Source organism: uncultured Nitrosomonas sp. (assembly GCF_902826915.1).
Lineage (GTDB): Bacteria > Pseudomonadota > Gammaproteobacteria > Burkholderiales > Nitrosomonadaceae > Nitrosomonas.
On record NZ_CADEGP010000010.1, the window covers coordinates 1 to 15,721 of the forward strand.

Genomic DNA, 15,721 nt, shown 5'->3' on the forward strand with positions numbered 1-15,721 from the left:
TCGCATGAATTCCAATATTTATAGGGTCTCCAAGCGTTTTGCAGGACTGACTAATCATGGGAGTTTTTCCAGAATCTTCTTTTTTAAGCCAACACCTTTTTGTTTTTCTTAGTTGCTACAGAGAAGATTGTTGCGTGGATTATAGTTTCATTTGATGTAGACAAAATCTTTAACGCTGCACTAGCTTGACCTCGACCGAATAAAGTCGATCTTTGCGCTGGTACTGCAATTCAACTTTCTCTCCCGTTTTAAGCGTACGCAAAATATTTGCATACGACGCTAAATCGCTGATCTTTTGTCCGGCTAGTTGAATCAATATGTCGCCGGGTTGGAGTTGTGCTTGTTGTGCCGGAGAGCCGGGGTTGACGTTGTCGACGCGCACGCCTTCGCCCTGGTATGAGAAATCCGGGACGGTGCCGAGGCTGGCTGTGCGCTTTTCTCGGGTGCCGGTGGGTTCGGTTTGCGCATTTTGTGAGGACAGCGTGACCGTCAAGGGTTCGATGCGGTTGGCGAGGTATTCGGCGGCTTCCCTGAGAATCGCGGCGACTTTGATTAGTCCGGCGGAGTCGATTTTATCGACGGTGTCGCCAGGAGCGTGAAAATCCTCGTGCGCGCTGGCAAAGAACTGCACCGCGGGAATACCGGCTTGGATGAAGGCAGTCTGGTCGCTGGAGCCGAAATCGTCTTGCACAGCGTTGACCGGAATGCCGGTGACAAAGCCTGCGCCCCGGAAAATATGCACCAATTCGCGCGCGGTGCCGGTGCCAAACACTGTGACCGGGTTATTTTCCAGTCGTCCCACGGTATCCAGATTCAGCATAGCAATGATTTTTTCGCTGGGGTAATCTTTGCCGTTGCCAATGTAATGTTTGGAACCCAATAAATTAGCCTCTTCGCCAGTGAACGCGATAAAAATCATGCTGCGTTCCGGTTGCCATTTGCCAACGACTTGGCGCGCCAGTTCGAGCATCACGGCGACGCCGCTGGCGTTGTCGTCCGCGCCATAATGAATCTTGCCCTGATTCGCGGCGCGCACGTCCGGCCAGCCCATGCCGAGATGGTCGTAATGTGCGCCGATGATCAGACTTTGTCCGGCGAGTTGCGGATTGGTGCCGGGCAGAATGCCGATCACGTTACGCAAAGAAATGTTGCCTTTGGGTGCGCCAACATCTTGCTGCCAGGTTTGGAAATAACTGTTACCGTCGCCGCCAGGTTCTAAGCCGATTTGCTGAAATTGTTTGGCGATATACGCGGCAGCGATATCCAGTTCCGGCGTACCCAGTTCGCGTCCCTTGAACAAATCGCTGGCTAAATGCACGATGTCTTCCATCATGCGGCTTTCAGAGAAAACCGGCGGCAGTTCCGCCAATGCGCGGCGCGGTTTGGTAATGCCAGTATGCAGTTTCTGGACAGGATGATTGTCTTTCTGCTTGATCCACTGCGTCAGCGGTGATTGCGTGATTGGCCATTGCCCCTTGTCGATATTGGTCAATTCGTCACCTTTGAACACCAGATAGCTGTATTTGCGGTAATGTGGCAATTTATTGGCGAGTTCTGCAATCGCATTGGAATTGCCAGCAGCGACCCATAACAGCGTTTTGTCCGGATTGGACGGTTGTCGGGCGGTCAACATAACGGCATGATCAATCTGTGGATAGATTTTTTGAAACAGTTGCAATTGCTTGTGTCGATGGGCAACGCCGCGATCTGCCAGGTTTTTGGTAACCGCGTCGGCGAATTTATTCTGCCATCCCATGATCCAGATGGTGCGATCTGCGGGTAAAGTCTGTAGTTGATCGTCGGTGATGACTTCCAGCGGACTCGATTGAGTTTTCTGCCAGTTCATGGCCAATTTACGATACGCTGCCAAAACAGACTGATTTTCCTTTGCAGGCAAAATCAGCAACGGCTTTTCCGCACCAAAACCTTGCGACAATGCGGATGGAATCTCACGACTATCCAGGCGCCGGAATACATCGAAATGCGGATCAAGATCAATACGCACCGGACGGGCTTGGAAATTCATTTCAATGGTTTGTGTGCGTTGATCAACCATAATGTGCGATTCCAACGCCATATCTTCGCCCTCCAGCGTAACGGAAATGGGCACCCTCAAACGATAAAGATCGCCCGGTTGTGATTGCTCGACGGTGAGTGTGAGCTTGAACCCTTGCTCCGTTTGATCAGTCTCGGCATTACGCAGCACCAGATCGGGCGCTCCGGCACGATGCACCCATTGCTCAAACTGTTGTGCAAGATCCAGCCCAGTAATTGAATTGAATGTTGCGAGCAAATCCGCAAATGTCGCTTGTTTGAACTTGAATTGCTGATAAAACTGCCGCAGTACGCGGGTAAAAGCCTCGTCACCCAATTCCTGGCGCAGCATGTGAAAAAACATCATAGTCTTGCCGTAACCGACGGCTTCCGAACTGGCACTATGACGCGACACGAAGCGGATGATTGGAAAGTCTTTTTCCTTACTAACAAAATCTGCATATTTTTGTAGCACGTCACGGCGGTATTCGTCGCCTTTGCCACGCTGCTCGTTGACCAGATGATCGGCCAGATATGCGGTTAATCCTTCTGCCCAGTTGCCTCTGGCGTAATCGACGAACACGCCGTTGCCCCAATAATTGTGCAGGATCTCATGTGGATACGAGGAATGCAGAATGAACGGGAAGCGAATCACTCTGGGGCCAAGCAGCGTAAACGACGGCATGCCGTAACCGCTTTCCCAGAAATTCTCGACCAGCGCGAATTTGTTGTACGGATAAGGGCCGATCAGCTTGTTGTACATCGCAATGTATTGCGCCGTCGCGTCCAGATACTTCTGCGCCAGCGCTGGGTCGCTACTGCGCAAATAAACCATTGCATTTACCGCGCCGGCAGATTGTGTGTAACGCTGATACCGTCCCGCGACGAGATAGATATCATCCTGCGGTTGTTTTTCCTCCCAAACCACGTGTTGCATCGTGTTGGTTCTGTTTTCGCGCAGCATCGTGCCTTGACTCACCACATCCCAATCGGGTGGCACTTGAATATCCAGTTGGAACGATACCAACGCATTGCCGAACTGCGGGTACCATGCACTGGAATTAGCCAAGAATACGCCTTCCGGTGAAATCGTCCCCGGCGTTGAACCAAAACTGCGCGAATACTCTTGCCCCGGCCCTTGTACTGTGTGATGAATTTTGCCGCTGAATTGCAGCGTGATTGCTTGCTGGCCGGGTGGCAATGTCATCGTGTAACGCCGGATCGAAATCGGCCTGGATTTTAGCGCAACTTCGTTTTCATCTCTCTGGATTGCAGCGCCTTCTATATGCGTAATCGCTAAACCGGCGTGTAGAAAGAACTCAAGTTGCACCGGTTCTTTTGCATTACGCGCCCAATTAGGGAGTTGGATCCGATCCTTGACTTGGATCTCCGAGGTGTCCGGTGATAGTTGGATTTGCATCTGGTGATGGAAAGTTGAGGTGCTGGCGGATGCAGCCATACTGTAGAACATGTGAGTGACAATAAATATACATGTCACAGCAAGGTTAACTAATTTTTGCATTTTTTATTAAAATCTATTGGATAGGTTATAAATTTGGCCATTCGGATAAAGACGTTGCGTGGTCGCTTACTGCATTCTATAACATTGAGTGTTTACTTTCCTTTTGTGCCTATGTTTAAATGTTTTTTTAATTATTTGGTAACAAGGTATTTTTAATTCTATGAGAAATTTTATACAAGTAACATCCTGTGGCTTGTTGCTGCCATTGGTCTTTCTGACCACAGCCAACGCCAGTGCAATTGACTTTATCACCGACGAGCAGCAGCTGTCCGTCAAAGAAAAAAGAGCCGGAGAGGCGTATTACCGTGCGGATGCGAAATGGATGATTTATCAGGCGGAAGTAGCGGATGACAATCCGTTTTATCAGATTTTCCTGAAGAATATTAACAGCGGTGTGGTGCAGCAGGTATCACCGGGTACCGGTAAAACCACCTGTGCGTGGGTGCACCCGGCACAGGAAAAAGTCCTGTTTTCATCGACCCATGAAGATGCGCAAGCCAAGGCCAAGATGGTCGCAGAGATTGAGCGCCGTAAGTCCGGTGAGCAGAAGTCTTACGCATGGGATTACGATGAGTTTTACGATATTTACGAGACCGATTTTTCCGGCGGCAATATCAGAAATCTGACCAAAACATTGGGGTACGACGCCGAAGCTTCATGGTCTCCAGATGGCAAGTTGATCGCATTTGCATCCAATCGTCGCGCGTACAGCGACGAATTATCCAATGAAGAAGCTGCATTGTTCAAAACTAATCCAGCTTCGATGATTGATATTTACATCATGAATGCCGATGGTTCCAACGTCAAAAGGCTGACGCACACAGAAAGCTACGATGGCGGCCCATTCTTCAGCCCCGATGGGAAACGCATCGTATGGCGGCGGTTTTCGGATAGTGGCCGCGAAGCGGAAATATTCACCATGAACATCGATGGCAGCGATCAAAAGCAAATCACGCATCTGAATGTCATGTCGTGGGCACCTTTTTATCATCCTTCCGGCAAGTACATTATTTTTGCGACCAATTTACACGGACATCGCAATTTTGAATTGTACATTGTCGATGTCGACGGGCAAAAAGAACCGGTTCGTGTGACCGATAAAGAAGGTTTTGACGGCTTGCCGGTATTTACGCCGGATGGCAACCATATCACCTGGACCAGTGACCGCACCCCGGAGAAGAAGGGGCTGTTGTTTCATGGTAACTGGAATCACGCGAAAGCACTGGAAAGTCTTTCGTTGAAATAGTCAGGCATTGACGGCTTCTAATACAGTGAGAAATCTATGGAATGGTTATCATCGATTTTCTCACTGCGTTTTTTATCTGTTTTTGCCTTAATCAGCTGCTTCGCATTTTTTCAACAAATACATTAATATACAATCGGTTGTAGTATTGTTAACTGACTTCTGATGTGTCAGAGAAGAACTTTTCTCTGCGCTTTTGCTCATCAAAATAAAGCGATTCGTTGGGTTCGAGTCGATATCCTAGGCTTCGAATTTGCCGCCATATATCAGGAAACATTTTCATTCGTTTAAAACGCCGGGCATTCTTTTTGAAATCTCGTTTATTGTTTGATTTGTATAATAATTCGAATAGCATCAACCATGTGGGTATATCATGTTGATTAGTCGCTAATTGTTTCTGGAGTAATTCAATGGCGGCCTCAGGTTTTTCCTGTTCGATTAATGTGCGTGCTGCGGACATCGTCTGTTCAGGCGGTGCAGGGGAGTTTTCTTCGGTTTGGGCAATTTTTTCGGTGTGTTGCAGTAAAACTGCAGCATAGCGATGCCGCGCAGTCGTAAATGATTCATCCGAGGACGGCATAAGTCTTTGTTTCATCTTTTTATGATTGCGTAGCATCATAAAAATGATTAGTAAAGTCAGTAAAATTCCAAATAGAAAAGCAGTATCCGACAATAAATCCAGATCTATTGGAACAATATTGAATTCATCCGGATTTGCTGAATTTTCAATCGGGTGTAGGATGTTTTCTAGGGGGGCAAAAACGCCATCTATCGGCTGTGTGTTGTCTTCGGGTTGTGCCACTGGATCGATGTGAGACTCGATCTCAGCGTCCATAATAAATGCAATGCTCTCAATTTGTTGTTCTTGCGCCATCGCGGCTTCGGATAACAATAAAGATTGGATTGCGGCAATCTGTGTTTCCATTGACTCAATGCGCTGGGTGAGCAAACTGAGTTGATTGGCTTCGCTATCAGCAGTTTGTTCTAATTGTGCAACCAGATTGAGTGTCAGTTGATGATTTGCTGATTCGGATTTGGCTGATTCTATGGTTGTTTCTTGCGGCTTGTATTCAGATGGTTTTTTTGTGGATTTGCTTTGTCGCGATTGAGCCGCAGGTTTTGCGTAGGCGCTAATTGTTCTTAAATCCGGAATATGGAGCGTTGTGCCAGCGGGTATGGGTTGATAAATGCCATCCGGAAAATGTTTCGAGTTAATTCGAATGATGGCACGAATGAGATGATCTTGTGCAGCGGTATTTTCAGGATATATCAGACGTGCGATCTGCAATATATCTTCACCAGGTCGAATTTGCCACGGTATTCCAGGTCTTGAACTTTCTTGCTTGGAAACATGAATCTGGCTAGACGAATGACTATCCAGCTCAGAATATGAAACAGGTACTTCAGCCAAAACTGAAGTACCTGTTAGAAAGAAAAGAAAGATGGTAATTAATTTACCAATAATTGCAACCATTTAATTTAAGAATATCGATTATTTACAGAATGTAGCTATTGCTTTATTCGCGTCATCAATTCTTCTTTGGCGCAGGTCATCGTCCACATAGACCATTCCACCAGCACCGTCGGGAATCGTTAAACGGGGCGAATCGGCGTACATTCTAAGCTGAGTCTGAGCTTCCGTACATTTTTTCTTGTTTACATCAGCTTGCGCCTGATCTTTGGCTTCGTTTTCTTGCCTTTGTTTTCTGCGTTTTTCAAATTCATCCCGTGCATCTGATGGATTGTTTGCTTGATTGCCTTGGTGGCTGCCGGTAGCCGGTGCTGTGTTGATATTTAACTGTTGTCCCTGCTGTGTATTTACACCAGGAGGGGGTGGTTGATCGGTGTAATGTATTTTGCCGGTTTCATCCACCCATTTGTAAATTTGCGCACTGACAGAAGTGCTAAATAGCAAGGCGATTACAGTCAATACAAAAATTCTCATTGCATGCTCCAGAAAAATAATCGATCTGAAATACATCGGTCTCGTATTTAGGCAACCTAAAGATTTCGTGCATTAAAACATATTAACTGGAAATATGCTGTATTCTTGGCTGAATTGGCACGAAAACTGTTGGATTTTAGCTATAATGTCGCTTTGCAAAGGATTGCCATTATGCAATTGACTCAAAAAGCGCTCACCTTTGATGATGTTCTCTTGATTCCGGCCCATTCGACAGTTCTGCCGCGCGATGTCAGTTTGACGACACAATTGACACGCACCATTAGCTTGAATATTCCACTCATATCAGCAGCCATGGATACCGTGACGGAGGCGCCGCTGGCCATTGCTCTGGCGCAAGAAGGCGGTATCGGTATCATCCACAAAAATATGTCTATTGAAGCCCAGGCTGCGCATGTGACTCAAGTCAAACGGTTTGAAAGCGGTGTAGTCAAAGATCCTGTCACAATCTATCAAAACATGACCGTGCGCGAAGTGCTTGAACTGATACGCCGGCACAAAATATCCGGATTGCCGGTAGTGAATGGCAAGAAAGTCGTCGGTATTGTTACCAATCGGGATCTGCGCTTTGAAACCAATCTTGATCAGGCCATCAAGCACATCATGACACCGAAAAACCGCCTAGTGACGGTCAAGGAAGATACGACGCGAGAGGCCGTGCTGGAATTGCTGCATAAACACCGCCTGGAGCGCGTTTTAGTTGTCAATGACAAATTTGAATTATGCGGGCTGATTACGGTTAAGGACATTATCAAAACTTCGGAATATCCGCTTGCCAGCAAGGATGAGGATGAGCAGCTGCGTGTTGGCGCTGCCATAGGGGTTGGAGAGGGGAGTGAAGAGCGTGCAATAGCGTTGGCGGAAGCTGGTGTCGATGTGATTGTGGTTGATACCGCGCATGGCCATTCGCAAAGTGTTCTGGATCGCATTGCCTGGGTTAAAAAGAATTTGCCGTCGATCCAGGTGATTGGGGGAAATGTGGCGACAGCAGAGGCTGCTAGAGCGATGGCGGATCATGGTGCGGATGCGGTGAAAGTAGGTATCGGTCCTGGTTCTATCTGTACCACGCGTATTGTCGCGGGGGTTGGCATTCCGCAAATAACCGCTATTCATAACGTATCCGAAGCATTGAAGGGGTGTGGTGTGCCGATGATTGCCGATGGCGGTATTCGCTATTCGGGTGATATTGCCAAAGCACTGGCAGCCGGAGCAAATTCAGTGATGCTCGGTGGATTGTTTGCCGGAACTGCTGAGGCACCGGGCGAAATTGAATTGTTTCAAGGCCGCTCTTATAAAAGCTATCGCGGCATGGGTTCGCTTTCGGCGATGCAGCAGGGCTCCAGCGATCGTTACTTCCAGGATCAGGAACATAAAAATAACGACAAACTGGTTCCTGAAGGCGTGGAAGGGCGCGTTCCATTTAAAGGAAGCATTTCTGCGGTTATTCATCAGTTAATGGGAGGGGTGCGCTCGAGCATGGGATATCTGGGGTGTAAAACGATCGCGGTAATGCACGACAAGGCAGAATTTGTTGAAATTACCTCAGCCGGTATCCATGAATCGCATGTGCACGATGTTCAGATTACCAAAGAAGCGCCCAATTATCACGTCAAATAACAACACATCATAATGCATCAAAAAATCCTGATTCTGGACTTTGGTTCTCAATACACACAACTGATTGCCCGTCGTATTCGCGAAACGAATGTGTATTGCGAATTGCATCCGTATGACGTTGATGCGAAATTTATCAAGACTTTTGCACCTAACGGCATTATTCTTTCCGGTGGTCCCGCTTCGGTTATCGAGGACGAAACGCCGCGTGCGCCGCAAATCGTATTTGAATTGGGCGTTCCGGTACTGGGTATCTGTTATGGCATGCAAGCCATGGCGGCACAGTTAGGCGGTTCGGTAGAAAATGTCCCAGTTCGTGAATTTGGTTATGCGGAAATTCAAACGACGCAGCGTGGCGCGTTGTTTCAGGAGATTAAAGACCGCACTAGCGTGGGTGGAAGTAACATTCTGGATGTCTGGATGAGTCATGGTGATGCCGTGATTGCATTACCGCAAGGGTTTGAGGTTATGGCGTATAACGCCGCTACGCCTATTGCTGCCATGGCGGACGACAGGCGTCGATTCTACGGCATCCAATTTCATCCCGAAGTCACGCATACGCTGCAAGGCAAAGCGATAATCGACCGGTTTGTGCACGATATTTGCGGCCTGGGGCGCGACTGGAACATGCCGGACTATGTCGAGGAGGCGATTAATAGAATACGTGCTGCCGTTGGCAGTGATCAGGTCATTTTGGGGTTGTCCGGCGGTGTCGATTCATCGGTAGCAGCGGCGTTGATTCATCGTGCCATTGGCGATCAATTGACCTGTGTATTCGTCGACAATGGTTTGCTGCGTGCCAATGAAGCCAGACAGGTGAAGGATGCTTTCGCGGTTAATCTGGCAGTTAAAGTGATTCATGTTGATGCCAGCCGTGATTTCTATCGCAGTCTTGCCGGCATTAGCGATCCGGAAGCCAAACGCAAGATCATCGGACGCGAATTTGTCGAGGTATTTCAACGTGAATCGGAAAAAATCAACGATGCCAAGTGGCTCGCGCAAGGCACGATTTATCCCGATGTGATCGAATCTGCCGGTGGCAAAACCAAGAAAGCGCACACGATCAAATCACATCATAATGTCGGCGGATTGCCGGAAACATTGCATCTCAAACTGCTCGAGCCATTACGGGAATTGTTTAAAGACGAAGTGCGCGAGCTCGGATTGGTATTGGGTTTGCCGCGCGAAATGGTGTTTCGTCACCCGTTCCCAGGCCCTGGGCTGGGTGTGCGTATTTTGGGTGAAGTCAAATACGAATATGCCGAACTGCTCAGACACGCCGATCAAATATTTATCGAAGAACTGCAGCGTTCCGGTTGGTATGACAAAACTTCGCAAGCCTTTGCGGTTTTTCTGCCGGTCAAATCCGTTGGCGTGATGGGGGACGGGCGTACTTACGAATATGTTATTGCGCTTCGAGCTGTGCAAACTCAGGATTTTATGACCGCCAACTGGGCGGAGTTACCGTATTCGTTACTCAGCAAGGTTTCTAATCGTATTATCAATGAAATTCGCGGCATCAATCGCGTCGTTTATGATATTTCCGGGAAGCCGCCGGCGACGATAGAATGGGAGTAGAGCGTAAATTCAAACGACCAGTAAGCTGGCTGGCAGGCAGGGAGCTTCTGGCCAGCCTTGAGAGTACTCTGAACTATGTATTAAATGGTGAAAAGCAGGATTCCCGAGATTGGATGTTTGCAGAAGCCATTACACCTCCACACTGTAATAGTGATGAACAAGATTCATACTGGTTTGATTATATTGCGGATACTGGTGATGGTTCTAGAGCGGTCTATAATGTTGCCTATTTGTGCCTGAGTGAGCTGTGGCTTAAGGGGGATGGAAAGACAGCAGAGGGGCAAGTTTCATTAAGTCAAACTGGCGAATTTAATCAGCGACTGCCGCGCGGTGAATTTTTGTTTGTCGGTGGGGATACGGCTTATCATGTGGCGGATATCGCTGCCTTGAAAGAGCGCTTTCAAACACCTTTTAACTGGGCTTATGAGGATATTGTCACCACAGGGAAAAAGGTTGAGCAGCGCCCAATTTATGGTATCCCTGCTAATCATGATTATTATGATGCGTTAGATGGTTTTAATCGGCAATTCTGCAGTCCAATGACACCAGATATTCATCCTCTTGTTCGTGCTCAAGAGGATCTTAAAGATCCTCAACTCGGATTGCATGGTTTTAGACGTGAACAAAAATCAAGTTATGTTTCGCTGCAGTTGCCTTTTGGCTGGATGCTGTGGGGGCTTGATTCACAAAAAGGCAAGATGGATAAGCGTCAACAGGCTTTTTTCGTCAATCAATTTTGTGGTAAATTTACCCAGGACGGCAGCTTATTTGATGAAAATAAAAAAAAGGAAGTGCAAGCAACGCTTCGCACCGCAATTCCCGATAAATTAATTGTCGCAACACCTGAACCCAGCACCGTATTTGGGAAGCGTGCAGCAAGCGATGCTGCTATGACAGAATCGTTTTTGCGACTGGGATTAGAACCCAGTTTCTTGCATGATGGAAGGCTGAGCCAAAACAAATGCCGTTTGGATATTTCAGGAGATGTCCATCATTATGAGCGTTATTGGGGCAATATTAATGAGCATGGCGAATCCGGCAATTATGCTTCCGTGGTGGCAGGCGGTGGTGGTGCTTTTTTGCATCCAAGTCATACGGATGCGGGCGAAATTAAGAAGCAAAGGGTTTATCCAGTTGCGATAGATTCTCATCGTGAAGTGACACAGCGGATTCTCAATCCCTGGCAGATCTTTCTGGGAGGGTATGCGTGGTTAATCGGGGCAATGGTTGGTTTCATAACCTATTTCGCAGTGACCATTCCACAAAGCACGTGGTCTTTATTTGAACTTGTGCCCAATAACTTACGGCCAGTCTGGGGAGGTCAGGACGTTCTGGCGCGCATTCAGATAGCGCTGACTCTTGCGGATATCGACGCAACCCTCAGCGGATATTGGATTGATTTGATTTACCTCCTTTTGTTTGTTGCATTTCTGGTCGCATGGCGGCTCATGAGTATCCCGGAGTTATTGAAAGTTAAATATAGTGATTCATGGGATATCTGGAACAGGCGTCTGACAACATTTCTCATCCCTGTTGTATTGTGGCTTATTCCCTTATTAATTATGATCCTGGAGCCGGGAGAATCGACTCCTCCATCATTCCTGGCAGCTATTTTGATGGGTTTGTCGTGTGTGGCAGGGCTACTGATATTCAGTCTTATTCGAAGTTACAGTGATATTTTATTCGAACGCTCCAGAATCAGAAAAGAAACCTGGTTGGATTTTATTCCTTTATGGATACTGAGCGTGATGGGAATCTTTTATATGGCTGTGGGTTTTCTGCATTATGGCTTATACAAAGCATCGATCATGAGTTTTGATTTGTTGGTCATCGTTGTCTGGTCATTAGTAATTCTTGGCTTAGCCGCATTTCCGTTTTTTGCACCGGATAAGCTCGGAGTGGCTAAAGCCAATGTAGGCAAATTTCTGGCTATAGGTCTTTGGCATGCCATCCTGCAAATCTCAATACCGGTGTGTTTGGCTTTGTATGTCGATTGGACAAACTGGCTGATTATTTGCGGTGCTGCGATAGCCATAACTGTGATTGCCGGGCACTTGTTTACGTCTCAATATTTTTTCAGGGAATTTTCAGCTGATGTTCAGAAAAAAATTGGCCAAGGGTTATTGCTTGCCTGGATTGTGATCGGAATGGCCGTATTCTTTGCTACCATGCAAGGCGAGCCTGTTGCGATAGATGCATCGCGTTTGCTGATGGCTTTTTTGTCGGGTGCGGTATTTGGTTGTATCTGGCTAGGCTGGTATTTGGCAGTATCCTTGGCGTTTAATTGCCATAACAATGAGGCTGGGGGCGGTGCGCGATCCGAGAAATTTCGCCACATGATCCGTATTAAACTAACCGAAGATACATTAACCGGTTATGTTATTGGGATAGAAACACCAGAAAAAGACATCAGTAAGACTAAAATTTGCCTCGTTGATGTGTTTACCCTGCAGGCCAGAAAATAGTGGAATTGCGTTAATCTCTTCCGGGTTTAATTCCTCGCTGCTTGCGGCGGGGTGTGCTTTATTCCTTCCGTTTAAGATTGGTTCATCAAATCTCTCAGCACATAAGGCAAAATACCACCATGCTTGTAATAATCGATCTCAATCGCAGTATCGATACGGCATAGTAATTGCACCGATTGGCTACTACCGTCTTTCTTGTGTATCACCAACGTGACATCTTTTTGTGGTTGAATATCATTCAGACCTGAAATATCGAATTGTTCATCACCTTTGATTCCAAGCGTTTCAACGCTGTCATCTTCCTTGAATTGTAGCGGCAGGACGCCCATGCCAATCAGGTTGCTGCGGTGAATGCGTTCAAAACTGGCGGCGATCACCGCTTTGACACCCAGAAGTTGTGTGCCTTTGGCGGCCCAGTCGCGGCTTGAGCCAGTGCCGTATTCCTTGCCGCCGAAAACAACGGTGGAAATGCCTTGTGTGCGATATTTCATTGCGGCATCATAAATGCTCATTTGCTCAGGTGCAGCGCCGTTTGTGCCCTGATAGAGCGTGACACCACCTTCACTGTCGGGGATCATTAGATTTCGGATGCGTACATTGGCAAAGGTGCCGCGCATCATTACTTCATGGTTGCCGCGGCGGGCGCCATAGCTATTAAAGTCTGTCTTTGTGATATTGTGATTTAGCAGATATTGGCCAGCCGGAGAAGTATCTTTAATTGAGCCAGCTGGGCTGATATGATCGGTGGTCACGGAATTACCGAATACGCCCAGTGCAAAGGCATTCTTGATATCGTTGCTGTCACTGGTTGCTGCTGGTTGCAGCGAAAAATTCTCAAAGAAAGGCGGTTCGGCAATGTAAGTGGATTGTGGCCAGTTGTAGGTTTGTCCTGTGATAGCGGTGACGTTATTCCACAGGTCATGATTCTTGGTGAGGTTGCTGTAGAGTTGCCGGAAAGTATCCGCATTCGTGGCAAATTTCATCAGCGCATAAATTTCCGCGCTGCTGGGCCAGATATCTTTAAGCCAAACCGGTTGATTATTTTTTCCGATGCCGATTGGTTCGGTAGTAAGATCTTTGAGCATCGAGCCTGCGATGGCATAAGCAACCACGAGCGGTGGAGATGCTAGAAAATTGGCGTGGATATTTGAATGAATGCGTGCTTCAAAATTGCGATTTCCCGATAGTACCGCAGCACAAACCAGATCATTCTTCACAATCGTTTCTTCAATCGGTTCTGCCAAAGGCCCGCTATTGCCGATACAGGTGGTGCAGCCATAGCCGACTAGATTAAATCCCAATTGCTCCAGATAAGGCAGCAATCCGGTAACGGTCAGATAATCGGTAACCACGCGTGAACCCGGCGCAAGCGAGGTTTTAATGTGGTGTTTGACCGATAATCCTTTCTCGACAGCTTTCTTAGCCAGTAACCCGGCGGCGAGCAGCACGCTGGGGTTGGAGGTGTTAGTACAGGATGTGATGGCGGCAATTAGGACATCGCCGTGACCTAATTCAATCGAGAAACCGTTCAATTTATGCGGAGATAATTCGATCGAATCGGATGTTGGCCGATTGCTGGTCATTTCGGCGACGTTGCGGGAGGTCATTCGCCGTTCGACAGGTGCCGTGTTGTGCGCTGTTGGTGCGTTATCCTCTCTCAATGCGTTATCGGGAACGGGTGACGACAACCGGCTATCATCTGGTTCACAGGCGTCGATGTTTGTGCATACCTCGGGATCCTGAGCGCGGCTGCTGCGTGTCAAGTAACGCTGATTGAGATCGTGATCTTGTTTGCCGTAGCCGCTTTCTTTGGCGGGTTTGTTGAAGAGTTCAGTAAATCTGGATTTGATCGCACTCAATTCAATACGATCCTGTGGTCGTTTGGGGCCTGCCAAGGATGGTGCAACAGAATTTAGATCAAGCGTCAACTCGCTACTATAGTCGATGTCGCCTTGACGGGGAATGCCATACATTTGCTGTGCTTGAAAATAACTTTGGAATGCTTTGATTTCTTCTTCATTCCGTCCTGTGCCTTTAAAGTATTCGACGGTGACATCATCAACCGGAAAAAAACCCATCGTAGCGCCATATTCGGGTGCCATATTGGCAATGGTGGCACGGTCGGGCAATGTCAACGAGGCAGTCCCCGCGCCGAAAAACTCAACAAATTTGCCGACTACATTGGCTTCACGCAGCATTTCGGTGACTGTCAGCACCAAATCGGTTGCAGTAACGCCTTCACGTAATTGGCCGGTCAAATTCACGCCGACTACATCGGGCGTGAGGAAATAAACCGGTTGCCCTAGCATGCCAGCTTCCGCTTCAATACCGCCGACACCCCAACCGACTACGCCGATTCCGTTGATCATCGTAGTATGCGAGTCGGTGCCGACCAAGGTATCCGGATAAATCAGTCCATTTTTTTGATGTACACCGCGCGCAAGATATTCCAGATTGACCTGATGCACGATCCCGATTCCGGGCGGGATGACCTTGAAAGTGTCAAATGCCTGCATGCCCCACTTAATGAACTGATAGCGTTCGTTGTTGCGGGAAAACTCAATTTCCATGTTGTAATTCAGCGCATCTTTGTTGCCGTAATGATCAACCTGAATCGAATGATCCACCACCAGATCAACTGGTACCAATGGTTCGATTAGCTTAGGGTCTTTTCCCAGTTTGACTGCCGCGCTACGCATGGCGGCGAGATCTACCAACAACGGTACCCCGGTGAAATCTTGCAGTACAATGCGAGAAACAACAAACGGTATTTCATCTACCCTGGGGGCATCCGGTTTCCACTCCGCCAATTGACGGACATGTGCTTCGGTGATTTTTTTATTGTCATAATTGCGTAAAACAGACTCTAGAACAATGCGGATCGAAATCGGCAGGCGGGAAATTTTCCCGGCACCGTTTTTTTCCAATGCTGGGAGTGAGTAATATTTCGCGCGATTTCCTTGGGGAAGGTTGAGTTCATGCAGGCTGTTGAATAAATTGTGATTCATGGCAATGTTCCTGAAGATAAGCGCGACTGGACAGATAAATAAAAGATTCTGACCATAATATATAATTTTGATCCAACAAAGTCACGTATAGGCTGAATGTTTTCCCTATCTGTAGGTGTAAATGAAACATAATTTATCTCCATTATGACAATTTTCGCACAACGCCGCGCATTGACAACAATTGAGAAAATAGGATTATGTTACGGTGGGTGTGAATTCTTGTTCCATAGCGATTGCACACTTAAAATAAAACAGGTTAAGGTATAATCCCCGGTTTCTCAATTTTGAATTGTT

The 15,721-nt window shown here is 47.4% G+C and carries 8 protein-coding genes; 4 read left to right on the forward strand and 4 right to left on the reverse strand.

Features of this window, described 5'->3' with window-relative positions:
• Positions 1-169: 169 nt before the first annotated feature.
• Positions 170-3,556 carry a M20/M25/M40 family metallo-hydrolase gene (locus QZV86_RS02915; protein ID WP_295623864.1) on the reverse strand — a complete coding sequence of 1,129 codons (3,387 nt, stop codon included), beginning with the start codon at positions 3,554-3,556 and terminating at the stop codon, positions 170-172.
• A 160-nt stretch (positions 3,557-3,716) separates the two neighbouring features.
• Between QZV86_RS02915 and QZV86_RS02920 the strand changes: the two genes are divergently transcribed.
• The gene (locus QZV86_RS02920; RefSeq protein WP_295623866.1) at positions 3,717-4,802 is read left to right on the forward strand and encodes a biopolymer transporter Tol; all 1,086 of its coding nucleotides are present in this window, start codon (positions 3,717-3,719) and stop codon (positions 4,800-4,802) included.
• Between the two features lie 148 nt (positions 4,803-4,950).
• Here QZV86_RS02920 and QZV86_RS02925 read toward each other — a convergent pair whose 3' ends face one another.
• Positions 4,951-6,273 carry a hypothetical protein gene (locus QZV86_RS02925; protein WP_295623868.1) on the reverse strand — a complete coding sequence of 441 codons (1,323 nt, stop codon included), beginning with the start codon at positions 6,271-6,273 and terminating at the stop codon, positions 4,951-4,953.
• A gap of 18 nt (positions 6,274-6,291) precedes the next feature.
• Positions 6,292-6,744 carry a DUF4124 domain-containing protein gene (locus QZV86_RS02930; protein WP_292920912.1) on the reverse strand — a complete coding sequence of 151 codons (453 nt, stop codon included), beginning with the start codon at positions 6,742-6,744 and terminating at the stop codon, positions 6,292-6,294.
• Positions 6,745-6,915: 171 nt separating this feature from the next.
• Here QZV86_RS02930 and guaB point away from each other — a divergent pair, with 171 nt between their 5' ends.
• Genes guaB through QZV86_RS02945 form a run of 3 tightly spaced genes read left to right on the forward strand, consistent with a single transcriptional unit; the run spans position 6,916 to position 12,419 of the window.
• Positions 6,916-8,379 carry an IMP dehydrogenase gene (guaB, locus tag QZV86_RS02935; protein ID WP_295623871.1) on the forward strand — a complete coding sequence of 488 codons (1,464 nt, stop codon included), beginning with the start codon at positions 6,916-6,918 and terminating at the stop codon, positions 8,377-8,379.
• A 12-nt stretch (positions 8,380-8,391) separates the two neighbouring features.
• Complete coding sequence (gene guaA, locus QZV86_RS02940) at positions 8,392-9,954, forward strand: glutamine-hydrolyzing GMP synthase (protein WP_295623873.1); 1,563 nt, start codon at positions 8,392-8,394, stop codon at positions 9,952-9,954.
• Entirely contained in the window at positions 9,945-12,419 is a 2,475-nt protein-coding gene (locus QZV86_RS02945) for a hypothetical protein (protein ID WP_295623875.1), read from the forward strand. Before guaA ends, QZV86_RS02945 begins: the two co-directional genes overlap by 10 nt.
• A 71-nt stretch (positions 12,420-12,490) precedes the next feature.
• On the opposite strand, the gene QZV86_RS02950 is transcribed toward QZV86_RS02945, so the two are convergent.
• On the reverse strand, positions 12,491-15,427 hold the full coding sequence (locus QZV86_RS02950) for an aconitate hydratase (RefSeq protein WP_295623877.1): 2,937 nt from the start codon (positions 15,425-15,427) through the stop codon (positions 12,491-12,493).
• Between the last annotated feature and the right edge of the window lie 294 nt (positions 15,428-15,721).